General features: G+C 37.4%; 19 protein-coding genes. 7 read left to right on the forward strand and 12 right to left on the reverse strand.

Features of this window, described 5'->3' with window-relative positions:
* Positions 1–7: 7 nt before the first annotated feature.
* Positions 8–2,236: a TonB-dependent receptor gene (locus AC00Y6_RS13455; protein WP_474491126.1), complete on the reverse strand. Its 2,229-nt coding sequence runs from the start codon at positions 2,234–2,236 to the stop codon at positions 8–10.
* Positions 2,237–2,401: 165 nt separating this feature from the next.
* Here AC00Y6_RS13455 and AC00Y6_RS13460 point away from each other — a divergent pair, with 165 nt between their 5' ends.
* Positions 2,402–2,902 carry a superoxide dismutase family protein gene (locus AC00Y6_RS13460; RefSeq protein WP_474491127.1) on the forward strand — a complete coding sequence of 167 codons (501 nt, stop codon included), beginning with the start codon at positions 2,402–2,404 and terminating at the stop codon, positions 2,900–2,902.
* Positions 2,903–2,982: 80 nt separating this feature from the next.
* Here the strand turns inward: AC00Y6_RS13460 and AC00Y6_RS13465 are convergent, their stop codons facing one another.
* From AC00Y6_RS13465 to rpiB, 5 genes are all read right to left on the reverse strand, one after another.
* Positions 2,983–3,351 (reverse strand): YraN family protein, encoded by a 369-nt coding sequence (locus tag AC00Y6_RS13465; RefSeq protein ID WP_474491128.1) that lies wholly within the window; start codon positions 3,349–3,351, stop codon positions 2,983–2,985.
* Positions 3,352–3,391: 40 nt separating this feature from the next.
* A complete protein-coding gene (locus AC00Y6_RS13470; protein ID WP_474491129.1) occupies positions 3,392–4,336 on the reverse strand; it encodes a S66 peptidase family protein in 945 nt (314 codons plus the stop codon).
* Positions 4,337–4,421: 85 nt separating this feature from the next.
* The gene (locus AC00Y6_RS13475; RefSeq protein ID WP_474491130.1) at positions 4,422–5,102 is read right to left on the reverse strand and encodes a LysE family translocator; all 681 of its coding nucleotides are present in this window, start codon (positions 5,100–5,102) and stop codon (positions 4,422–4,424) included.
* A gap of 74 nt (positions 5,103–5,176) precedes the next feature.
* The gene (rnr, locus tag AC00Y6_RS13480) at positions 5,177–7,327 is read right to left on the reverse strand and encodes a ribonuclease R (RefSeq protein ID WP_474491131.1); all 2,151 of its coding nucleotides are present in this window, start codon (positions 7,325–7,327) and stop codon (positions 5,177–5,179) included.
* Positions 7,328–7,565: 238 nt separating this feature from the next.
* Positions 7,566–7,997, reverse strand: a complete 432-nt coding sequence (gene rpiB / locus AC00Y6_RS13485) for a ribose 5-phosphate isomerase B (RefSeq protein ID WP_474491132.1) — start codon at positions 7,995–7,997, stop codon at positions 7,566–7,568.
* A 789-nt stretch (positions 7,998–8,786) separates the two neighbouring features.
* On the opposite strand from rpiB, the gene AC00Y6_RS13490 reads away from it, so the two are divergent.
* A complete protein-coding gene (locus AC00Y6_RS13490) occupies positions 8,787–9,977 on the forward strand; it encodes a phosphoglycerate kinase (protein ID WP_474491133.1) in 1,191 nt (396 codons plus the stop codon).
* Between the two features lie 221 nt (positions 9,978–10,198).
* Here the strand turns inward: AC00Y6_RS13490 and AC00Y6_RS13495 are convergent, their stop codons facing one another.
* From AC00Y6_RS13495 to AC00Y6_RS13520, 6 genes are all read right to left on the reverse strand, one after another.
* Positions 10,199–11,020 carry a class I SAM-dependent methyltransferase gene (locus AC00Y6_RS13495; RefSeq protein WP_474491134.1) on the reverse strand — a complete coding sequence of 274 codons (822 nt, stop codon included), beginning with the start codon at positions 11,018–11,020 and terminating at the stop codon, positions 10,199–10,201.
* A 93-nt stretch (positions 11,021–11,113) separates the two neighbouring features.
* The gene (mnmG, locus tag AC00Y6_RS13500; RefSeq protein ID WP_474491135.1) at positions 11,114–12,976 is read right to left on the reverse strand and encodes a tRNA uridine-5-carboxymethylaminomethyl(34) synthesis enzyme MnmG; all 1,863 of its coding nucleotides are present in this window, start codon (positions 12,974–12,976) and stop codon (positions 11,114–11,116) included.
* Between the two features lie 67 nt (positions 12,977–13,043).
* The gene (gene ybeY / locus AC00Y6_RS13505; RefSeq protein ID WP_474491136.1) at positions 13,044–13,457 is read right to left on the reverse strand and encodes an rRNA maturation RNase YbeY; all 414 of its coding nucleotides are present in this window, start codon (positions 13,455–13,457) and stop codon (positions 13,044–13,046) included.
* A gap of 4 nt (positions 13,458–13,461) precedes the next feature.
* The gene (locus AC00Y6_RS13510; protein ID WP_474491137.1) at positions 13,462–15,618 is read right to left on the reverse strand and encodes a patatin-like phospholipase family protein; all 2,157 of its coding nucleotides are present in this window, start codon (positions 15,616–15,618) and stop codon (positions 13,462–13,464) included.
* A 1-nt stretch (position 15,619) separates the two neighbouring features.
* Positions 15,620–18,064 (reverse strand): bifunctional UDP-N-acetylmuramoyl-tripeptide:D-alanyl-D-alanine ligase/alanine racemase, encoded by a 2,445-nt coding sequence (locus tag AC00Y6_RS13515; protein ID WP_474491138.1) that lies wholly within the window; start codon positions 18,062–18,064, stop codon positions 15,620–15,622.
* 14 nt (positions 18,065–18,078) lie between these two features.
* Positions 18,079–18,678 (reverse strand): thymidine kinase, encoded by a 600-nt coding sequence (locus AC00Y6_RS13520; RefSeq protein ID WP_474491139.1) that lies wholly within the window; start codon positions 18,676–18,678, stop codon positions 18,079–18,081.
* A 259-nt stretch (positions 18,679–18,937) separates the two neighbouring features.
* Between AC00Y6_RS13520 and AC00Y6_RS13525 the strand changes: the two genes are divergently transcribed.
* The 5 genes from AC00Y6_RS13525 (at position 18,938) to AC00Y6_RS13545 (ending at position 23,140) form a co-directional block, all read left to right on the forward strand.
* Complete coding sequence (locus AC00Y6_RS13525; RefSeq protein ID WP_474491140.1) at positions 18,938–20,074, forward strand: hypothetical protein; 1,137 nt, start codon at positions 18,938–18,940, stop codon at positions 20,072–20,074.
* Positions 20,075–20,749: a 16S rRNA (cytidine(1402)-2'-O)-methyltransferase gene (gene rsmI / locus AC00Y6_RS13530; RefSeq protein WP_474491141.1), complete on the forward strand. Its 675-nt coding sequence runs from the start codon at positions 20,075–20,077 to the stop codon at positions 20,747–20,749.
* A gap of 19 nt (positions 20,750–20,768) precedes the next feature.
* Positions 20,769–21,419: an HdeD family acid-resistance protein gene (locus AC00Y6_RS13535; protein WP_474491142.1), complete on the forward strand. Its 651-nt coding sequence runs from the start codon at positions 20,769–20,771 to the stop codon at positions 21,417–21,419.
* 50 nt (positions 21,420–21,469) lie between these two features.
* Positions 21,470–22,213: a 3-oxoacyl-[acyl-carrier-protein] reductase gene (gene fabG / locus AC00Y6_RS13540; protein WP_474491143.1), complete on the forward strand. Its 744-nt coding sequence runs from the start codon at positions 21,470–21,472 to the stop codon at positions 22,211–22,213.
* Between the two features lie 177 nt (positions 22,214–22,390).
* Positions 22,391–23,140, forward strand: a complete 750-nt coding sequence (locus AC00Y6_RS13545; protein WP_474491144.1) for a (Fe-S)-binding protein — start codon at positions 22,391–22,393, stop codon at positions 23,138–23,140.
* Positions 23,141–23,142 lie beyond the last annotated feature (2 nt).

The following is a 23,142-nucleotide window of genomic DNA, read 5'->3' on the forward strand; positions in this document are numbered from 1 at the left end:
AGTTTAATTACAGGTTATTATTAATGGCATCATTGGTTTTATCAACTCCAAAACTTACAAAAACGCCCACAAAAACAAAGGTATTAACCGGCGGAACCACAGCAGTTCTCCTTGCACCGTCAGCAGAATAATTGTACCCATAAATATTTTTGTTCCCTAGGATATTATTGACACTTAACACAAAAACTGTAGACGCTTTTGCATCTTTTTTACCAAGGCCCGGCAGATAATTCATACTAAAATTAAGCGCACTATAGTCTTTCAGTTTCCCCTGATGGCGGATGATGTTTTCGCCATTATCGGAGACGATGTCGTAATAAGGGCGGCCTTTGGAATAGGTGTATGACAAGTTAAAACCAGTTTTCCAATCCATTACAAATTTTTTCATTACTGCATTGATGGTATGTTTGGACGCAAAATTAGGAGCTAAACTAAAAGGATAGTTTAAGAAATCCCTTTTGGAATCCAGATAAGAATAAGTCAGCCAATAATCAATCGATTTGATGCTTTTTGTATCCCGCCAAAACAGCTCTATCCCTTTTGCATATCCGCTTCCATTATTGTTATCGGCAATCTGGTAATACATATTATTGGCAGCGGGTGTATTGGTTATAGATTTGGTTTTAATCAGCTGATCATATTTTTTGTAAAAAGCCTCGAATCTCAAATTTCGTCCATCCGAATTTTTTTGAATCTGAAAGACATAATGATCTGCCCGCTGGAAATCGAAATTGTTGCTGTAAAGGTATTTGCTCTCGGGGTTTTGGTAAAAAATACCATAAGCCAAAGAAGTGGTAAAACCTTGGGAAATACGGTATGCTAGGGAAGCGCGCGGTGCTATATTCCATTGATCAAGGTAAGAAGAATGCTCGGCGCGGGCACCCACTTTTGCCGTCAGGTTGTTGGTAAATATCAAGTCCGTTTCTGCAAAGATCGCCGAAATCAAATCCTTATAATTCCTTTCAAAATTGCCGTATTGCATGTTTTCATCTGCATTATTAAGTTCAAAACCGCCGCGTACAATACTTCTCCTGTTTATTTTCCGCTCTAGGACCGCCTTTGCATTAATGTAATTAGCTCTGGTGTTAATAGGCGTTTTTACTAATTCCGCTCCATTAACATTCGTTGAAAAATCCAGGTTATTAAGGTTATACGTATAGGAACCGCCGATGTTAAGCAGGTATTTCCCCAGTTTTTCTTTATAAGACAAATTATGATACATATTTTGCCCTTTAAGATTAATCGTGTTGCTTCCATTTTCCGTATCCAGACTTGTGGTATTTATACGCATTTGGTTTTGATCCACACTTCCATAATATTTGATGAAACCCCCTTTTTTGGTCTTGATCCTGAAATTACCGTCCAAGCCATAGCCTTGCGGATAACGGTCAAAATCTGTATTGAAATTAAACAGTTTTCCCATTAATCCCAAATTAGAATATCCACCCGCAACGCCCCAAGAAGCCGTTTTTTGCGTATTTAGTTTTTGGTAATTGGCACTTAAGAAGATAGGAGAAACGCCAAAATCAAAAGATGTTGTTTCCGGCAAATCAACACTTTCCAAAATGAGAACCGAAGAAAGCGCCTGCCCATAAAGTGCAGAATAACCACCTGTAGAAAACACATTTCCTTTGAACAGTGACGTATTAAAACGGTCTCTGCCGGCAATCCCAGGCACCGAATTGGTAAAATAATTATTCACCAGATTCCCATCCATAAAGATTTTTGTTTCTGTTCCTGTGCCGCCTCTCACAAACAAGCCTTCGCTCTCGCCCACTTTTTGCACTCCCGGTAAAAACCCAAGCGTAGAAGTGATTTGCGCATTGGCTCCTGCCGTAGTGTATATGTCAATTGGTGTAAGCAATGTGGTGGCGCGCTTTTTATCGCTGGCTTCTATGCTTCCTGCAGAGATCACAACGGCATTAATTTCGTTGATCTGCGCCTTCATATTGGCATTGACAGACAAATTTTTACCTTCAACTTTTATTGGAATACTAACTTCATCAAAATTAGTTCCTGCAAAAACCAGAACGTGATCTCCCGTTTCCGAGGAAGTGAAAGTGTAGTTACCATTGATATCTGTTGTAGCACCATCATAAGTATCTTTCAGAGTTATATTAATATCTTTGACTGGCCTGTTTTTATAAGTCACTTTTCCGGAGATGGTAGTCTGCGAAAAGATATTAAGGCTCATAATTAATAATAAAAGAGAATAAAATTTAGCAAGTTTTTTCATTGGATCTTGATTTTGACTCAAAGATATTCTTGACTTTCATGCTTTAAAATAATTATTGACTGAACCGTCATTATCCTAAACCGAATGGTAAAGTTCCACGTAAAACAATTTTGAAAAATATTGGCTCTAAATTTGTTACAAGGCATTTAACAAATAAACAAACTCATGAAAAATTTAATACTTATTGGACTAGCAGGGCTATCGCTAGCATCCTGTAAAACAGTTTCAAAAAATTATGTGATTCGTCCAAAATCTCATACAGAGACACAGGGAACGGCAAAATTTACCCAAAAGAAGGGCACAGTTGAAATGGATCTGGACGTCTACAAATTGACACCTGGGCTGCATGCCGTACACATCCACGAGTTTGGCGATTGTAGTGCCACAGATGCTTCTTCGGCAGGCGGACACTGGAATCCTAGTAAAGATATGCACGGTAAATGGGATAGCACACACTTTCACATGGGCGACATTGGAAACCTAAAAGCTGACAAAGATGGCGTTGCAAAATTGGTTTTTTCGACAGATAAATGGTGCTTGGGATGTGATGATCCATCTAAAAACATCATCGGAAAAGCCATTGTAATTCACTCCGGTGTGGATGATTTTCATACACAACCAACTGGTAATGCAGGCGGTAGAGTAGGATGTGTTGAGATTAAATAAGTTAGATTTTTGAGATAATAGACAGATAGATGATAGATTTATCCATTATCTATCAATTTATGTTCTCTTAGGCTTTAAGGTTATATTTCAAAACTTTGGAAAGCATCAATAATATGATGGATTTCCAAAGTTTTTTGTTTGTTGGGGAGAACAGAGATAATATCAAACTGAACTTCTTTGTCCAAATTATTTTCTTCGATGAAGTAATGGGCAGCAGGAATTAACAGTTTAATTTTCTTCTTGTTAACCGCTTCCTGCGGTTCCAGAAAAGCATCGGTATTCCTAGCCTTAACTTCTACAATGATGATTTTATTCTCGAATTCGGCAATGATGTCAATCTCAGCTTTTAGGTAACGGAAATTGCGTGCAAGAATTTTGTAGCCATTTCTTGTCAGGAAATCAACTGCCAAATCTTCTGCTATTTTGCCAAATTCGTTATGATCTGCCATTGTGTTATAAATGATAAATGATGAATAATTGAAGATCAAATTAACTGACCAAAGGCTGAAATTCTATACTTATCTTTTTACCCACTTTCAGCTTAATTTCTGAGCCGATGATTAAAGGCCTATTATCAAAAATATGTCCGTTCGGAAACCCGAAAGCCACAGGAAAATCATAGTGGGAAACACGTTCAGCAATAAGTTTATAAGCAAAAGGATCAAAAGATTCTTCATAACTTTTATTCTCACCTTCTTTGCCCATGTTGGTCATTCCACCAACGATTAATCCTTTTATTTTCTTGAAAACACCAGCTAATTCTAGGCTCATCAGCATTCTGTCCAATGCGTAGAAGTTCTCGCCAATCTCTTCTATAAAAAGGATTCTATCCTTAAAATCGAATGTATAAGGCGTTCCCAAAAGTGCATAAATCAAAGCGAGATTACCGCCAACCAGCGTTCCGCTAGATTCTCCTGCTCTATTGTTAGGATTAGAATCGACTTGATAATTAAGTCTTTTACCTGTAAGAATATCAAAAATTAGCTGATAACCCTCGCCGGAAAAGCCAAAGCTTGAGGTCTTCAGGCTCTGCCCATGGATGGATGCAAAACCTTTTTTATAAAGAAAGCTTTGTAAAACCGTCACGTCGGAGTAGCCAATCAGCCATTTGGGATCTTTTTTAAAATGGGTCAAATCAATATGCTGAACCAGTTGCTGACAACCGTAACCACCACGGGAAGTCCATACTGCTGAAACATCTTTATCATTTAATGCCCAATTAAGGTCATCTGTACGTTGTTTTTCGGTTCCGGCGTATGAATAGCCATTTTGATATTTTGCGTAGAGATTTTCGCCCAATATTGGCTCGTATCCCAGTTGTTTGATTAACCCTAAAGTGGATTCTAATTGAGTGGATTCTACTGAACCTGCCGGAGAAATAATGGCTATTTTATCTCCTTTTTTGAGTGATTTTGGGAGGATGATCTTTTGCATTTATTTTGGATATCCATCAAAGATCGCAAACCAGCTTTAACTGGCAAAATTTTGTTTCCTATTTACAGAAGAAAAATCATCAAAATCAATGGAGTTTTTTAGGCTTCTGCTTTTCTGCCTTTTCAAGCTTCTCCTCAAAACTGTTAAATTTTTTAAAACTCTGAAGAAAGATAAAGATACTGAAAAACACCAAAATAACGCCAACTCCCGTTCTAATCTTATTAGCAACGCGTTGATTTAGACGGTCGTGAAACTGTTTAGCCAATAAAATCTTGGCAAGATCTATGAGCAAATATGTACCAATGACAATACCTATGTATAGCACAAAATCCTGAGATCTTGGATAGGCATTTCTAACAGAAATTACGGTAACCAACCAAAACAAGACGACGCCAATATTAAGCAGATTAAGTAAAAACCCGTTGAAATAGGTCTTGAAATAGTTTTGACCAATGAGTTTTTCCTCACCTTCCATGTGCATTTTGGTCTTGGAAATCAACATATATAATGCGTAAATAAAAATCAGAAAAGCTGATATTTTATAAAAACCAGGATGTTTGTCTATTAGATAAACAAGGTCTGCACTGGCATAATAACTGACCGCAATACAAAGCATATCAGCGGAAACCACACCCAAGTCAAGGGCAATGGCGTGGCGTGGTCCCCGTGAAAAACTGGTTTCTATCAGGAGGAAAAATATCGGCCCAATAAAGACCAAGCTTAGCATAATTCCTAATCCTATAGCGTATAAAATGAGTTCGAGCATTATTGTTTTTTGTAAAAAGTATAATGTTTGAGAAAAGCAAAAGTACATTTTACTTTTAACATATCAGAATTATACTAGTCAACAATTCTAAAATCCAATTGTTTTGCAATGAGATTGGCTTTTACAACCTTGATTTTTACCTCGTCTCCCAACTGGAAAGTTCGGCCGGTTTTTGCACCAACAATCGCATAATTTTTAGCATCAAGATTATAAGAATCATCTACCAAATCGCGAAGTTTTATCATCCCTTCGGCCCCATTTTCCGGGATCTCTACCCAGAAACCATATTCGGCAACGCCGGAGATAACACCTGTGAAAAACTCGCCAATATGTTTCTCCATAAATTTGACCTGCATATACTTAATCGAATCCCGTTCGGCATCTGCTGCAAGGCGTTCCATCGCAGAACAGTGTTTGGCTTTCTCTTCCACTTCTTCCCTGTTAGGTGATTTGCCTCCGTCAAGATAATGCTGCAACAACCGGTGCGCAATAAGATCCGGATAACGGCGGATAGGTGATGTAAAATGCGAATAATACTCGAAACCAAGCCCATAATGCCCAATTGGGTCTGTAGAATAAACCGCTTTGCTCATACTGCGCATAGCCAGGGTTTCAATCATATTTTCCTCACCTTTTCCTTTAACATCTTTCAAAAGATTGTTGAGGGATTCGGCTACTTTTTTGGTGTTGGCCAAATCCATTTTGTAGCCAAAAGTCCCTACAAATTCCTGCAAAGATTTTAATTTGGCAGGATCCGGATCATCATGGATTCGGTAAATAAATGTATTGCCAGTAGGTTCTTTTCTTTTGTTGAGGGAAACAAATTCGGATACTTTTTTGTTGGCCAAGAGCATAAATTCTTCAATCAAATGGTTGGAATCTTTGCTAACCTTGAAATAAACGCCAATCGGGTTGTGATTCTCGTCCAGGTTAAACCTTACTTCGCTTCTGTCAAAGGTGATTGCACCATTCCTGATACGTTCTGACCTAAGAATCTTGGCCAGTTTATCCAATTGCAAAATCTCTCTGGTAAGATCGCCCTCGTGTGTTTCTATTCTTTCCTGCGCTTCTTCATAGGAAAATCTCCTGTCCGAATGGATGACCGTCCTGCCAAACCATTGTTTATGGATTTTTGCGTGTTCATCCAGCTCAAAAACCGCAGAAAACGTGAATTTATCTTCGTTAGGGCGTAATGAACAAACATCATTACTCAAGACTTCCGGCAACATTGGCACCACTCTGTCTACCAAATAAACCGACGTTGCTCGCGCATAAGCCTCGTCATCCAAAATGGTTCCCGGTTTTACATAATGAGAAACGTCTGCAATGTGAACGCCGATTTGCCAATGCCCGTTTTCCAATTGCTGGATAGACAAGGCATCATCAAAATCTTTGGCATCTTTTGGATCAATCGTAAAAGTACAGATGTCCCGCATATCCCAGCGTTTTGCAACTTCATCATCATTGATACTTCGGTCAATTTTATCGGCATCGTGTTCTACTTCCGGCGGAAAATTATATGGCAAACCATATTCTGCAAGAATAGAGTGGATCTCGGTTTCGTGCTCGCCTGGCGCACCTAAAACTTCTATGATCTCACCCTGCGGATTTTTGCTGCCCGGTTCCCATTTCACCATTTTGACAATCACTTTATCGCCATCATTGGCATTATTGAAATGGTTTTTGGAGATGAACATATCGGTATTCATCGTTTTTTTATCAAAAATGACAAAACCGAAATCCTTATGCTCAATCTTTTGGAAGGTTCCGACAAAAGTATCTTTTGCCCGTTCCAAGACTTCTACAACCGAGCCTTCTAATTTTTTTCCTTTAAAATTATAGGTTACGAGAAGTACTTTATCGCCTTGCAAAGCGTCTTTCACATTCTTCTGATGGACAAAAATATCATCGTCTATCCCATCTACATCCACATAAGCATTACCAGATTGGTTGAAATCGATAATACCTGTTAAAGTGCCTTCTATATTAAGGTTGATAATATATTTTCCCTTCTCGGTTTCCTTGATTTTTTGATTGGCCAACAGCCTGTGAAGCGCTTGTATAACCAGTTCACGCTGTCTTGGGTTTTTATAGTCTATGCCATCCGCAATCTGTTTATAATTGTAGATTTTGGATGTTTTCTGATTCATAAAACGAAGGATTTTTCTTCCAAGATCCAGAAGTTTCTGTTCGTTTTTATGACTTATATGTTTATTGTTTTTCATTAAAATTCTTTGTTATGACTGCACCTCAGCACTATGCCACTTGTGTTAACTGATCAATTATTGAATAAAGATAAAGTAAAATAGGGGAGTTTTGGAAACCTTTGTGTTAATTATTAGTTTCCCGAGATTGAATCTTCTCTTTGTGAAATGCGATGCAAAGATACAACTTTAATAATAATCTGGTTTTACTAACTGTTTTCCAATAAAAAAGACTTACGAAGGTAAGTCTTAATCTGTATTAACAAAATGCAATTTTATCAACCCTGTTCTGATGTCTTCCACCTTCAAAATTGGTATTAAGGAATTTTTCTACAATGTCAATCGCCAGTTCTTTGGCAATGAACCTTGCAGGCAAAGCAATCATATTGGCATCGTTGTGTTGTCTTGCCAAAGCAGCTATCTCCGGCATCCAGCAAAGTGCACAGCGGATCTTTTGATGTTTATTGGCTGTTATAGAAACACCTTCGCCACTGCCGCAGATGAGAATTCCCAATTCGTTTTCTCCATTCTCAACAGATGTTGCTGCAGGATGTACAAAATCCGGATAATCCACAGAATCGGTCGAGTAAGTACCAAAATCCTGTACTTGGTATTGGGTTTCGAGATGTTTTTTTAAGATTTCTTTGTATTCAAAACCGGCGTGGTCGGCGGCTATTGCAATCTTTCGCATTGACTTTTTTTTAAGGATTTATTTCAAGCATAAAATTAGGACTTATTTTACAAACTTGACCAATACTTTATACAATAAACTCGAAACATAATTTGACTGCTCAGCGTTCTTACTGAGCAAAGGAAAACAGATATCTTTGCAATTGTGTTAGGAATTACGGATAATCAAATTGCCATTAAAAACATAAAGGCAAAATATTAACTAACTTTTTAACAAATGACAATATAATGTTAAAAATTGTTAGAAAACCTGTGGATAACTTTGGCGAAATAAAGCTTTCAAAAGTTCTATTAATTTTGTAATGCACATTTTTACACATCGACTCTCAAAAATTTTCAGAAAAGTTTTATCGGGGATTATCCGCTTTTATCCGCATTGATGTTTTAAATATCGGCAGATTTTAAAAATTATAAACAATTGTTGGTAACATTAATAATCAATTCATTTACAATAAATTAACATTGTTAAAAACCTACCAGTTATTAGACATTTTATGTGGTAAAATAATAGCCTTCTTTTTTTCCGCATACTCTCGCCTACAACAATATACTACAATCTTATTTTTTTAATAAAAGAAAAAAAAGATGTTTATGATTGTAAGAAAAGTTTGTGGAATTTTTTTGAGAATAAAATTTCCAACGGGAAAGAATTAAGTTTAAATTTGTGAAACAATGAAAGCAGAAGCAATCCAAGTTTTAAGTGAATTCTTTGTATGATTAAAAGAATTACTTGTATCAAAAAACAGATTTGCCACCGCTGTTGTAAAAGAGAAATAATATCAATCTATATATGAAAACAATAAAAGATTTCGATTTCAAAAACAAAAAAGCCCTAGTAAGGGTAGACTTCAACGTTCCGCAGGACGATAATCTTAATGTAACCGATAATACAAGGATTACTGCAGTAAAACCAACTGTTGAAAAAATCCTAAATGATGGAGGTTCCGTGATTTTGATGACACACCTGGGTAGACCAAAGGGAGAAGTGAGTGATAAATTTTCTCTTAAACACATTGTTGGAGAAGTTTCAAAAGTTCTTGGCCAAGAAGTGAAGTTTGTAGAAGACTGTGTAGGAGAAAAGGCAGAGCAGGCTGCCAAAGATCTGAAACCAGGCGAAATTCTATTGTTGGAGAATTTGCGTTTTCATAATGAAGAGGAAAAAGGTGGTGTGGCTTTTGCAGAGCAATTATCAAAACTGGGCGATGCTTATGTTAATGATGCTTTCGGGACAGCTCACAGAGCGCACGCTTCAACTGCAGTAATAGCTCAGTTTTTTCCTTCAACTAAATTTTTCGGTTTGTTAATGGAAAAAGAACTTATTGCTATTGATAAGGTTCTGAAATCTGGTGAAAAACCTGTAACAGCAATCCTTGGAGGTTCTAAGGTTTCTACAAAAATTACGATTATAGAGAATATTCTTCCGGCAATCGATAACCTGATTATTGGTGGTGGTATGTCTTTTACCTTTATCAAAGCCTTGGGTGGGAAAATTGGTAAATCCATAGTAGAAGATGATAAACTAAACCTAGCTTTGGAGATCTTGGAAAAAGCAAAAGAACATAATGTAGAGGTTTATTTGCCGACAGATGTAGTAATTGCCGATGATTTTAATAACGAAGCGGATAGAAAAGTGGCTGACATTAGAGAAATACCTGAAGATTGGCAAGGTTTGGATGCCGGACCAAAATCGAGAGAGATTTTTAACGATGTTCTTCTCAATTCTAAAACCATTCTTTGGAACGGCCCAATCGGGGTTTTCGAAATGCCGAACTTTGCCGCTGGAACCAAAGCACTTGGCGACAGTATTGCTGAGGCGACTAAATTAGGTGCTTTTTCTCTAGTTGGTGGTGGTGACAGTGTCGCATTTGTAAAACAATTTGGTTATTCTGAGAAAGTGAGTTATGTCTCCACAGGAGGAGGAGCGATGCTGGAAAGTTTGGAAGGATTGGAATTGCCTGGTGTTGCAGCCATCAACCAATAATTCTTAATTTTCTTATAAATATGAAAAACCGACAATAAAATTGTCGGTTTTTATTTTGCCTGTACTTCTCTATCTCCGAGGAAAAATTTTTTAAGCCATTCTCAGCTCCTAATTACAGAATTTAATTATTCATAGATTTTCTCTAATTTTTTTAGTTATTAACAAATTATAAAGAAAATGTCTTAAAATTGGCTTTCAGAAATAGCTTAAAAATCGATTTTCTATTTTTTTTCGATAATGTATATCAAACTTGAAAATTCGGAGTTAAAAATAGCCTTTACGTTAGAAATCGTTCCCTGAACCACTGCCTTTAGCCAAAAAAGAGGCGATTTTTTATATTTTTCACTCAGCATAGAGATATAAAATGAATCGAGTAGGAGTGGTTTGATTTTTCTCAATTTCCAATCTGGATTTTTAGAAATCAGATTTTCCATCCCTTTTTTTGAAAAATGATAAATGTGTCTCGGAACATCATACGCCGCCCAAAATTCTTTATAATGTTTAGCATCGTGCGACGTTGGATTGGGAACAGCAATAATTAGCAAACCTTTCTCTTTTAATTTTTGATTAAATATTTCCAACATCTCACTTTGATTTTCGATGTGTTCGAAAACGTGCCAAAGCGTAATAGCATCTAGACTTTCATTTTCTATGGAATCAATATTATCAATAATTTTAGCTTTTACTGTCTTTTTGATTGCTGCATTTCTGGCATCAGAATTAGGTTCAAATCCAAAAGTTTGGAAATCATTTTCTATATATTTTACAAATTCGCCGGCACCGCAACCGTAATCTAAAACATTTGCTCCTTTTTTTATACGATCCAGCAAAATCGTTTTTTTGTATCTGAGATTAAATGACTGTAAAAATTTGTATAGTTTTTCCTTCAAACTTCCCGAATCCTGATGGTGGGAAATATAATCTTCACTTTCATAATATCTGGAAATATTGGATGGAATAGGGGAGGTTTTGAAAACACCTTTTGTTTCCGTTTCTTTAATTTCAAAGGTTTCCTGAGTTAGAAAATGGTCTTTAATTTTCATTTTAAATTCAAAGTTTAATATTCAATATCCACTTTTAAAAACTAGTAGAATTATGAATTATAAATTTAATGTTCCACGTGGAACATTAAATAATTATCTTCCCAAATAGATTAACAGAACATTAATATCTGCTGGAGAAACCCCACTGATTCTGCCTGCTTGGGCAATTGTTTTGGGTTGTATTTTAGTCATTTTTTGTTTTGCCTCGGTAGAAAGGGATGATATTTTAGAATAATCGAAATCTTCAGGAATTCTAATGGTTTCTAATCTGTTAAGTTTAGCAACATTTTCCTTTTCTTTTTCGATGTAACCTCTGTATTTAATATTGATTTCTGCTTGTTCCCTCACTTCGTTTGTGTAGTTAGAAGCTACCTCTTTTATCTCTGTAATATCTTCTAATTTGTCCAAGGTCATATTGGGTCTGGTAAGGATTTGAGCAGCCCTGTAGGCTTGATCCACAGGCGAAGATTCTATAGATTCTAGTATTGGATTGATCATTCCTGGTTTGAGGGAAGTTTCCTTCAAATAGGATTCTAATTCTTCGCTTTTAGAGATTTTGTCTTCTACTTTTTTAAGTCTTTCTTCTTTGGCTAAGCCTAATTTATAAGCTTTTTCTGTCAACCTGATATCCGCATTGTCCTGTCTTAGAAGCAATCTGTATTCTGCTCGAGAAGTGAACATTCTGTACGGTTCTTCAGTTCCTTTGGTAATCAGATCATCGATTAAAACACCTATATAAGCTTCATCGCGGTTTAAAATGAATTCCACTTTGTCGTGCACTTTATTATGGGCGTTGATTCCGGCAATTAAACCTTGTCCTGCAGCCTCCTCATAACCTGTTGTTCCGTTGATTTGTCCTGCGAAATAGAGGTTTTCAACCAGTTTGGTCTCCAGAGTATGGTTCAGTTGGGTAGGAGGGAAGTAGTCATATTCTATGGCATAACCGGGACGGAAAACCTTCACATTTTCGAAGCCGGGAATATGTCTCATAGCTTTGATTTGAATATCTTCCGGCAGAGAGGAACTGAATCCATTAACATATATTTCAACCGTTTTCCAGCCTTCTGGCTCTACAAATAGCTGGTGTCTGTTTCGTTCTGCAAAACGGTTGATTTTATCCTCTATACTTGGGCAGTATCTTGGTCCTGTACTTTGGATGGTTCCGTTGAACATTGGGCTTCTGTCGAAACCTGAGCGTAAAATATCGTGTACGGTTTCATTGGTATAGACGATGTGACAGCTTAGCTGTTTTGTTAACTTAGGCGTATCTAAATAGCTGAATTTCTGAGGATTTTCGTCACCTTTTTGTTCTTCCATTTTAGAGTAGTCAAGGCTTCTTCCGTCTACTCTTGGTGGTGTTCCGGTTTTCATTCTTCCAGCTTCAAAACCTAAAGAAACCAACTGTTCTGTGATCCCAAAAGCTCTAGGTTCTCCCATTCTGCCACCGCCTAATTGCTTGTCTCCAACGTGGATTAATCCATTGAGGAAAGTTCCGTTGGTTAGAACAACAGATTTAGCTTTAATCTGGATTCCTAATGATGTTACAACGCCAGTTACTTGATTTTTTTCCACTATAAGTTGTTTTACCATATCCTGAAAAAAGTCAAGATTAGGCGTGTTTTCCAGTGCTAAACGCCATTCTTCTGCAAAAAGCATTCTGTCGTTTTGTGTCCTTGGGGACCACATGGCTGGACCTTTGGAAAGATTTAGCATTTTGAATTGTATAGCAGATTTATCCGCAACAATGCCGGAATAACCGCCCATTGCATCAATTTCCCTAACAATTTGCCCTTTTGCAATACCACCCATTGCAGGGTTACAACTCATTTGTCCAATGGTCTGCATATTCATTGTGACAAGGAGTGTTTTTGAACCTAGATTAGCAGCTGCAGCAGCCGCCTCGCAACCAGCATGGCCTGCGCCAACCACAATTACGTCGTATGTTTCTGAAATCATTTTTGTTTAAAATTTAAAAATGTTCCACGTGGAACATTTAATAAAATTTTGGAAAATAGTTTGTTCTCTAATTAGGAAAACGTTCTAAATAAAACTCTTCTTTTTGTCTCATTTCCTGCTCATCAGTTTCGGTTTTATCTTTGTAGCCGCAGAGGTGAAGCACGCCGTGAGCTAAAACCCTTCTGAATTCTCTTTCGAAATCCTGAGAGAGCAAACCAGCATTTTCCAAAATGCGCGGCAAAGATACGAAAATATCTCCCGAGATGGTTTTGCCCTTCACATAGTCAAACGTAATGACATCAGTATAATAATCATGAGCCAGATAGTCCTGATTAACCTGCAAGAGATAATCATCATCACAAAAGATATAATTGATATCACCTGGTTTTTTATGTTCTGTTTTTATAAGATCTTCCAGCCATGCAGAAGTGCTTGGATGAATGTCTTTTTGATCTATATTTTCAAAAAAGTAATTAATCATCTTGTTAAAACCAGTGTCCCAATATGACACTGAATACGCCTTTATGTTTGTTAAGTGAATGGCTAAAGTTAAGTTTGATCTGCCCAAATGGTGATTTGTATCCTGCGGTAATACCCATTGAACTGTAGTTTAAACGCACGGCATCTTCAAATTTTATTGAACTGAATAAGTTGGCAATACTAAAATTAGCTGTTACAAAATAGTTCTTATTAAAACGAAACTGAAAATCATTGGATGCTAAAAAAACATTATTATCACCAAGTGATGCAAATTGATAACCGTAAAAACTTCTGAAATTGCCCATTGGCTGCTCAAAAATACCTCCAATCCTATATTGGTAATAAGTTAGGCTATTATCACCAATTGTGATGCCTGCGTAGAGATTTAGCCTGTAGGTAAACATTTGCGAAATGGGAAAGTTTAAACGGATGTCAGCTTTTGCCAGAATTGGTTTTTTTTCAAGGTCTGTATTAAACAACTCTATAATTTTGCCTTCTGCATTCAGGTAAAAGCCCTTTGTAGGAAAATATTTATCATCCTGACTGTCACTTTTTACGAAAATGTAAGGATTTAGAAACTTACTGATGTCTTTGTCCAAACCATTTTTATCACCTTCAAAATAATCGTAACTTAAACCTCCTCCAATAGCAAATTTCTCTTTCCACACAGATTGTATGAAAGCTTCATTCCGTAACCATTTCCATGATTCTACCACATTGTCATCTATATTTTTAAGGTTGATCGTCATACCCGATGAATAGAGCCCAAATCCAGGGATATAACCGTTATCAATAAAATAATTAAAGTAATATCTAGGTGAATCGCCAATTATAACGTCCAATGACAAATTGGAGTTCCTAAACAACAATCTTTTTGCAGAATAATTCAGTAGTAGTCCGGTCTTGAAAATTTCGTCATAGTGCAGTCCAAATTTTAAAAAATGCCTAGCGTCATCTTCGGTAACGTATAATTTCAGGTAATACTTATTGTTTTCCTGAACAATATCATAATTGATAAATTTGTAATTATTCGTAGCATACAGTTTATCAATCATTTTGTTAACACTGCCATAGGTTTGCATAGAGGGCAATAACAAACCCATTTTCCCCCTTACGTAATTGGTACCATATATTTTACCATTTTCTACTACCAAGCTATCAATTTTGTAAACATTAGAATAGATTGGATTTATGGCAGACCGGACTCTTTCAAATGTTCTCTTGGGTAATTCTTTTAGGATATTGGCATATCTTGCCGCTTCCACATAGCCACTGTCCAAGATTCTCCGTTTATCATCGTAGCTGGTAGCGGTGGCACCAGTAAGATCCGGTTTTATATTAATATCCGTGTATCGGTATTGATTGAGTGTCTCTTTTTTAATTCCAAAATCAATCATTTGGTTCATTATGGCGATAACACTGTTCAGGTTGTCACGGTTCGCCAAAGGCTGGTTAAGATCCACTCCGATAACGATATCAATCCCTTTGTCCTTTAAAGGTTTCGAAGGGTAATTTACGGTCATGGCACCATCCACATAGATGCTGTCTCCAACCTTAACAGGATCCAAAAGGGAAGGAAAGGCTGAACTAGCCATGATGGAAGAAACCAGATCGCCATTTTCAAAAATCTTCATCTGGCCACTTTCCAAATTGGTGGCAATACATAGAAACGGGATGGGTAGCTTGGAAAAATCATCAATATTGGATACATTTTTCAGCAACTCTTTCAGCAGATAAACATTTCTTTGACCGGTACTGATAGAAGACGGCAATGTAATCTTACCATTCTTGAGAGGAACTGTAAAAAGGTATTTATCTACATTTTTGTTGAAGAAAGTCGTTTCCTGACGTGTTTTGGGATCTGTAATGAGGGAATAGAAATCCGTTTCCATCACAATTTTCTCAATATCCTTCCCGGTATATCCAGCAGCATATAATCCTCCAACAATGGCTCCCATGCTGGTTCCTGAGATATAATCTACTTTCACCCCCAAAGAATCCAATACCTTTAGGACGCCAACATGGGTAAAACCTTTGGCGCCACCACCAGAAAGCGAAAGCCCAATCTTTGGGTTTTTTGGGATAACAAGGTTTTGCTTTACCTGGCCGAAGGCAGTCAAGGAAATGATAAAACAAAAGGTGAAAAAAAGCTTTTTGATCATTTTAGTTTTTTATATAGATCCTCTTTACGCGTGGCGATATAGATGTAAGGACTTCGTAAACTATCGTATTACAATAGGTTGCAAAATCTTCCAGACTTGGCTTTTCATTAAAAATGTCCACAGGGTTACCCTCTTTTGCGTTGGTATTATTAACGTCAATCATCATCATATCCATACAAATGCTGCCAACAATTGGGCATAACTGATTATCAATACCCACTTTTCCCACCATGTTTCCTATAGAACGAGGGATTCCATCTGCATAGCCAACAGGGATTGTTGCAATTTTTACATCATGATCAGCTCTATAACGCCTGCCATAGCCTACGGATTCTCCTGCTTTTACTTCAGAAATCTGCGAAATAACGGTCTTGAAACTGACAGACTGCTGCAACTGCTTTTTGATTTTTTTATCGGGGTTTTCCCCAATCATTCCTATACCAATTCTTACCATATCATATTGATAATCAGAATAATTAGTGATTCCCGAAGAATTAAGGATATGGCGTATCGGTTTGTAACCAAGCAGGTTAATCAGATAATTAGAGTTGGTATCGTAAGTCTGCAGCTGTTGCAGTGCGTATTCTTTTTCTTCTGGCATGTCTGCTGTTGACAAATGGCTGAAAATACTCCGAACTTTAACATTCATCGATTTCAGTTTTTCGGCCAGTTCATCCAGCTCAAAAGTCTTGAAACCAAGGCGGTGCATCCCCGTTTCTAGTTTGATATGGATAGGATATTTCTCCTGATTGCCAGATTTTATCAACTGCTCATTAAACTGCTCCAGAACACGGATGCTGTAGATCTCTGGTTCTAGATTATATTCAATCACTGTGTCATAACTATGTTGTTCCGGATTCATCACGATGATGGGTGTTGTGATGCCTTTTTTACGCAGCTCTACACCTTCATCTGCAAATGCAACACCCAGATAATCAATATGATGAAGTTGTAAAAATTCAGAAATCTCATAACTTCCCAAGCCGTAAGCGTTGGCCTTTACCATAGCCATCATTTTGGTTTCAGGTTTCAGTAGGGATTTATGGAAATTGATATTATGAAGAATAGCATTCAGGTTGATTTCCAAAACAGTGTCATGCTTGCGGAGTTCCAAGAGTTCTTTAATTTTTTCGATCCCAAATTTCCTTGCCCCTTTCAGGAGGATAATTTGATTTTGGATGGTGTCAACAGACTTACTTTCAATAAATTGTTGAGTATTATTAAAAGTAAAAGATTCAGAAGTGAAAAGATGTTGGTAAGAACTGATTTTGGTCCCTATCAAAAATACTTTGTCAAAATTCTGCTCATTCACAAGATCCGCAACTTCTTTATACAAATCGTCCGAATTGGTATTAGAATCGATAAAGTCCGTCAGGATCAGGGATTTTTTTGGCTTGTTGTACTCACCAATAAACTGGAATGCAATTTTAAGGGAATCGAGATCCAGATTATAAGAATCATTGATGATCAGATTTTGCCGCACACCTTCGATACTTTCCAAGCGCATTTCTACCGCTTTCAGTGCATCAATTTTTTCTATGATTTGAGCGTTAGAAAAATTCAGCTCTTTCAAAATCCCGATCAAAGCCAACGCATTGGTCAATGTGGCTTCATCACGCTGATTAACAGGAAGTAAAAAAGTCTCGTTAAAATATCTGATTTCAATATCGTTTTTACGGTCACTGATGTCAGATATAATCGTGATGTCATTATGATGATCCAGGCCGTATGATATTAATTTTTTGCTTGAGTAAAGTTGCTTTATTAATTTGTCCGTCAATACATTATCCGCATTATAAAAAATAACTTCGGAGTGTTGGAAAAGTTTTAGTTTTTCGAGAATAAGTTGTTCCTCAGATTCAAAATTTGCAGCATGGGCTGTACCGATGTGGGTTAGCAATCCAATCTTTGGATGGAACACAGATTCCTGTTTGTCCATTTCGCCGGGTTTGGAAATCCCAACTTCAAAAATCCCCAGCTCATGTTTTTTGTCAATTTGCAAAAGGGAAAGTGGCAAGCCAATTTGTGAATTAAAACTTTTTGGGCTTTTTACCGTCGCCAATTCATTCGCTAAGCATTGATAAAGCCATTCTTTAAGAATCGTTTTTCCATTGCTGCCCGTTATCCCAATAGAATTGATATGTGAATGCTTAAAATGATATTTGGCCAAAGCCTGTAGAAAGGAAACCGCATCTTTCGTAATAATCTGCGTGATCTCCGGATGATCAATCCTGTGTTGTGTGATAATTGTGTTAATGCCTTTATCTATGGCACTTTCTATATATTTTTCACCAGAATTTTTATGCGTATGGATGGCGAGAAATGCTGTATTTTTGGTAGAGTATATGGTGCGGCTGTCAAAAGCAATATTTTTGATTAGGACATCTCCGTTTCCAAAAATTTCGGAATCTGTAATTTCAGCAATTTCTTTGGCGGTATAATTCATTGGGTTATCAGGAATTATCGTGTTAGTTGATTGTTATTTTTAAGGACTTCATCTACAAAAACCCTTCTGCTGACGGCATCATAGGCTTCTGTCTCGCCTAGTTCCACCAATTCTTTACCCTGTGAAGTTCTCATAGAGTAGTTGGCCAGGTTGCCGGTCCTTTTGCAGATGGCGTGCACCTTGGTCACATATTCTGCTGTTGCCATCAGGTTGGGCATTGGACCAAACGGCCGTCCCAAAAAATCCATATCCAAACCGGCAATAATAACGCGGACGCCGTTGTTTGCCAGCTGATTAGCAACTTCCACAATGCTCTCGTCAAAAAACTGAGCTTCATCAATGGCCACTACATCACAATTAGATCCCAACAACAATATTTCCGAAGGACTTTCCACAGCAGTACTCCTTATTTTGGTCTGGTTGTGGGACACAACATCCTCATCAGAATAGCGTGTATCCACTTTTGGCTTGAAGATTTCCACATTTTGCCCTGCCATCTCTGCACGCCTTAGCCTTCGGATAAGTTCTTCTGTCTTGCCCGAAAACATAGATCCGCAGATCACTTCCATCCATCCACTTTGCTTGGAATGATTAATTGTATTTTCTAAAAACATTATTATTTTAGCAAAAAAATAGGTTTAAATTTTTTTAACGATCCAATTCCTAAAATTAATTCTGATCATTATCCGATTCCAAAATCCTAATTTATTCAAGCTTATTTGTTTCTTGGGAAAAAGAAGGATTACGGAACTAAATCAGGGAATCTAAGGTTAAAAAATTGATATAAAAATAATCGTCATAACGCTTTTTGAGAGCAAAATTGTTCTTAATTTTATAAGCATCAAATTTAAGTAAAAATTAATAAGATTTATTATGCAAAATCCGGAAGATGTAAGCGAAAATATTTTTGTTGACATCAAAAATATTTTATCAGAATTATCGGCCTGCGAAACGCCTGAGCAGCTCACAGAGCAGGAAAACCTGATGAATAATGTTTATCAGAAGTTTTCTTATCTCAAAATTGCGCGGCAGCTTAGCCTTTCGTCAGATATAATTAATCATGATGAAGATATTGATAATCAGGAAACAAACATTATTTCTGATATTGTAGAAGTTCAGCATTTTGATGATGCCGATAAGGTGGCCGAGATTATTGTAGAAGAAACTGTTTCCGAGGATATTTTTACAGATGTTGCAGAAGTAGAAGAGGTTCATTCTTTTGCCGAAATCGATGAGCAGGAAGATGTTTCCCCTTCCGCAAGTGAGGAACCGGAAACCGTAAAAAAGGAAGAACAAACCAAAGAGATAGAAACGCCAGAACAGGAAACTTCAGAAAACAACCTTGAATCCAAATTCGACACTGAAGAGGAAAGCCTGTTGCAGGAAAATCCTGAAAAACTGGAACCTATGCAGGACAGCCAGTTTTCTTTTGCGATGGAGAGAGAAGAATCCATACCAGAAATGCCGTCAAAAGATTACGAAACCAGCATTGCAGAAAAAGAGCAGAAACTTCGTGAACTGGAGGAGAATCGGAAAAAAGCCATGCATCTTTCCGCGGAGCAGTCAGAAAGCAAAGCCGTTCAGCAAGAAGATCAGCATAACACAGAGTCTGAAGATCAGCAGGAGAAAAAATTCCGGCTTGCCCACATCAAAGGATTGAAAATTGCCAAATCTCTGTTCGACGAAGAATTGTTTGATAACGAAGAAAAACCTACCACAGAGCCGCAATCGGGAAGTCTCCTGAAAAATAACGTGCCAACAGATTATATGGAAGCACCAAAACCAAAACCGGAATTTAAACTCGATCTTAATGATAGGATTGCCTTTTCTCAGCATCTTTTTGGAGGCAGCCAAAGTGAACTGAACGATGTTGTTAACCGTCTGAATGCCTTCGCATCCTTGTCCGAAGCGCAGGAATTCTTAAGCGACGTTTATTATGCCAAGGATTGGAAAAAAGTTGATAATTATGCACAGAGGCTTTGGACTTTGGTAGAAAACAGATTTTTGTAGATGAGTGGCATACTTTATTTCGTCCCAACACCGGTTGGCAACCTAGAAGATATGACGTTCCGAGCCGTAAAGGTTCTGAAAGAGGTCGATTACATCCTTTGCGAAGATACCAGAACGTCTGGTGTTTTGTTAAAACATTACGAGATTTCTAAACCATTGCGCTCTTACCATTTACATAATGAGCATCAGGCCACAGAAAAAGTAATTCAGGATCTGGAAAACGGGCAAAACATCGCCATCATTACAGATGCAGGAACTCCGGGAATTTCTGATCCTGGTTATCTCTTGGCAAAAGCTTGTGCGGATAAAGATTTGGAAATGATCTGCCTTCCCGGTGCAACCGCTTTTGTACCGGCCTTGGTAGTTTCCGGTTTACCGAACCACGATTTCTATTTTGCAGGATTTCTCCCTCAAAAGAAGGGCAGGCAAACTAAATTGAAACAGCTGGCAGAAGAAAAGAAAACCATTATCCTCTACGAAAGCCCACATAAAATCAATACAACGCTGGAACAAATCAAAGAATTCTTTGGTGAAGAAACCAGAGTGAGTCTCAGTAGAGAGATATCCAAAAAGTTTGAAGAAACCAAACGTGGCACTATCAATGAGTTAATTGAGTTTTCTAAAAGCAAAACTTTAAAAGGCGAGATAGTCTTGGTGATTAACAATACCATTTAAAATTAAATACTTAAATATTATGGCAACAACATTTTTTAAAACAATTAAAGATACTGTTAAGCATTGGTATCTACCATTAATCGTGGGGATTTTACTGGTTATTTTGGGGCTTTATATGTTCAGCGTTCCGCAGGCGACTTATCTATCGCTGGTACTTTTCTTTAGTGCATCGTTCCTTATTTTTGGTATTATGGAACTGATATTTGCTGTACAGAACAGCAAGAATTTGGACAATTGGGGCTGGTATCTTGTAGGTGCGCTTCTTGATCTTTTTGTGGGGATTATTTTATTCTTCCAGCCACAGGTGGCATTTGTAGCCTTGCCTTATTTTATAGGTTTTTCGCTGATGTTCCGTTCTATTCAGGGTTTGGGTTTTGCGTTTGATCTCAAAAGTTATGGCGTTTTACAGTGGGGAAATTTGGCTGTCATCAGTCTTTTAGGATTTATTTTATCCATCTTACTTATTATGAATCCAATTATTGCAGGATTCTCTTTGGTAGTTGTTACAGCACTGGCGTTTATTTTTTCTGGAATATCAGCTATTGTTCTGGCTTTTAATCTTAGGAAATTAAAAAATTATCCTGGTAAAATCAGCCAGGAGTTAAAGGATAAAATAGAAGCGGTTAAGGCTGAATATCATCACGCATTGAAAAACGGTGAACAGAAATAGTGGCTTTTCATATATTTGCGCTTTAAAGATTAATTAATCTAATATATCAAATGGGATTACTACAAGGTAAAGTTGCCATCATTACTGGTGCAACAAGAGGAATCGGGAAAGGGATTGCTGAGGTTTTTGCCAAAGAAGGTGCAAAAATAGCATTCACATATGCCGGTTCTATTGAAAAAGCTAAAGAATTAGAATCAGAATTAAGCAAAATAACAACCATCAAAGGGTATCAGTCAGACGCCTCAGATTATGATGCGGCTCAAAAATTGGTTGAGGATGTACTGGCAGAATTTGGGACAATTGACATTTTGGTCAATAATGCAGGTATCACGCGAGATAATCTGATGCTTAGAATGTCCAAAGAGGATTGGGATACAATTATCAAGGTGAATTTAGATTCAGTTTTCAATCTTACTAAAGCGGTGATCAAACCTATGATGAAAGCCAAATCCGGCTCCATCATCAATATGACTTCTGTAGTTGGTGTGAAAGGTAACGCAGGACAAGCCAATTATGCAGCTTCTAAAGCAGGTGTGATTGGTTTTTCAAAATCCATTGCACTAGAATTAGGTTCCAGAAATATCCGTTGCAATGCCGTTGCGCCAGGTTTTATAGAAACTGAGATGACAGCTGCATTAGATGAGAAAACAGTTCAGGGTTGGAGAGAAGGTATTCCTTTGAAAAGAGGCGGACAGCCGGAAGATGTGGCGAACGCGTGTGTTTTCCTAGCAAGCAATATGTCTTCTTACATCACAGGACAGGTTTTGAATGTGGATGGTGGTATGTTGACCTAGTCTAATTTACTTTTAAAACAACTTATGAGGCTTTTGATTTTTCAAAAGCCTTTTGCATTTGTGAAAGAGTACTATTTTTATTGATTATAAATTGAAAACTAAGGTCTTCATTTTTCATACGAAGCTTTCGCAAAATGTTGAATTAGTCTTAATTTCGTGTTTCTAGAAAAGATTATAATGAAAGTAGCACTGTTTATTCCCTGTTATATAGACCTCATTTATCCCAAAGTGGGAATCGCCACGCTGGAGCTATTGGAAAGGCTGGGCGTAGAAGTCAAAGTTCCTCTACATCAGACCTGTTGTGGACAGCCAATGGCCAATGAAGGAGACCAAAAGCATTCCGTAAGAACAGAAGCGCAGTTCTGCGAAAACTTCAGCGATTTGGATTTTGATTATATTGTTGGGCCTGCAGGAAGTTGTGTAAAACATGTTAAGTTTCATATGGATGCCATTCCACAAACCGAAACGGTACAAGAAATCCGTACCAAAACTATAGAACTGGTAGAGTTTCTGCATGATGTCCTCAAGATTGAAGATTTTCCATGGGCAGATTTTAAGCATACAGTGGCCATTCACAATTCGTGTAGTTCTATCAGAGGCTTACATGTTGCTTCTCGTTTTGAATGGCAAGAACCTTACTTTAATAAAACCGAAGATTTGCTGAAAAAAGTTAATGGCGTAGATATAAAAACCATAGACAGGCCAGAAGAGTGTTGCGGTTTTGGAGGGACTTTTTGTGTTACTGATGAAGCAGTATCTGCCAAAATGGGACAGGATAAAGTGGCTGATTATACCAGACATGAGGTTGAGTATGTAGTTTCTCCCGATATGTCCTGCCTGATGCATCAGGAGGGGATTGCCAAACGAGAAAAATCCGGACTTAAGTTTGTTCACATTGCGCAGGTTTTGAATAACGGACCTTTTTAAAA

The organism is Epilithonimonas sp., assembly GCF_056329745.1.

What these genes read in the sequence shown, in the direction of transcription:
- AC00Y6_RS13465 (WP_474491128.1), bottom strand. Translation starts at nt 3,351, where the DNA reads ATGGCAGATCATAACGAATTTGGCAAAATAGCAGAAGATTTGGCAGTT.
- AC00Y6_RS13490 (WP_474491133.1), top strand. Translation starts at nt 8,787, where the DNA reads ATGAAAACAATAAAAGATTTCGATTTCAAAAACAAAAAAGCCCTAGTA.
- AC00Y6_RS13535 (WP_474491142.1), top strand. Translation starts at nt 20,769, where the DNA reads ATGGCAACAACATTTTTTAAAACAATTAAAGATACTGTTAAGCATTGG.
- fabG (WP_474491143.1), top strand. Translation starts at nt 21,470, where the DNA reads ATGGGATTACTACAAGGTAAAGTTGCCATCATTACTGGTGCAACAAGA.
- AC00Y6_RS13520 (WP_474491139.1), bottom strand. Translation starts at nt 18,678, where the DNA reads ATGTTTTTAGAAAATACAATTAATCATTCCAAGCAAAGTGGATGGATG.
- rnr (WP_474491131.1), bottom strand. Translation starts at nt 7,327, where the DNA reads ATGAAAAACAATAAACATATAAGTCATAAAAACGAACAGAAACTTCTG.
- AC00Y6_RS13515 (WP_474491138.1), bottom strand. Translation starts at nt 18,064, where the DNA reads ATGAATTATACCGCCAAAGAAATTGCTGAAATTACAGATTCCGAAATT.
- mnmG (WP_474491135.1), bottom strand. Translation starts at nt 12,976, where the DNA reads ATGATTTCAGAAACATACGACGTAATTGTGGTTGGCGCAGGCCATGCT.
- AC00Y6_RS13455 (WP_474491126.1), bottom strand. Translation starts at nt 2,236, where the DNA reads ATGAAAAAACTTGCTAAATTTTATTCTCTTTTATTATTAATTATGAGC.
- AC00Y6_RS13475 (WP_474491130.1), bottom strand. Translation starts at nt 5,102, where the DNA reads ATGCTCGAACTCATTTTATACGCTATAGGATTAGGAATTATGCTAAGC.
- AC00Y6_RS13525 (WP_474491140.1), top strand. Translation starts at nt 18,938, where the DNA reads ATGCAAAATCCGGAAGATGTAAGCGAAAATATTTTTGTTGACATCAAA.
- rpiB (WP_474491132.1), bottom strand. Translation starts at nt 7,997, where the DNA reads ATGCGAAAGATTGCAATAGCCGCCGACCACGCCGGTTTTGAATACAAA.
- AC00Y6_RS13495 (WP_474491134.1), bottom strand. Translation starts at nt 11,020, where the DNA reads ATGAAAATTAAAGACCATTTTCTAACTCAGGAAACCTTTGAAATTAAA.
- AC00Y6_RS13470 (WP_474491129.1), bottom strand. Translation starts at nt 4,336, where the DNA reads ATGCAAAAGATCATCCTCCCAAAATCACTCAAAAAAGGAGATAAAATA.
- AC00Y6_RS13545 (WP_474491144.1), top strand. Translation starts at nt 22,391, where the DNA reads ATGAAAGTAGCACTGTTTATTCCCTGTTATATAGACCTCATTTATCCC.
- ybeY (WP_474491136.1), bottom strand. Translation starts at nt 13,457, where the DNA reads ATGATTAATTACTTTTTTGAAAATATAGATCAAAAAGACATTCATCCA.
- AC00Y6_RS13460 (WP_474491127.1), top strand. Translation starts at nt 2,402, where the DNA reads ATGAAAAATTTAATACTTATTGGACTAGCAGGGCTATCGCTAGCATCC.
- rsmI (WP_474491141.1), top strand. Translation starts at nt 20,075, where the DNA reads ATGAGTGGCATACTTTATTTCGTCCCAACACCGGTTGGCAACCTAGAA.
- AC00Y6_RS13510 (WP_474491137.1), bottom strand. Translation starts at nt 15,618, where the DNA reads ATGATCAAAAAGCTTTTTTTCACCTTTTGTTTTATCATTTCCTTGACT.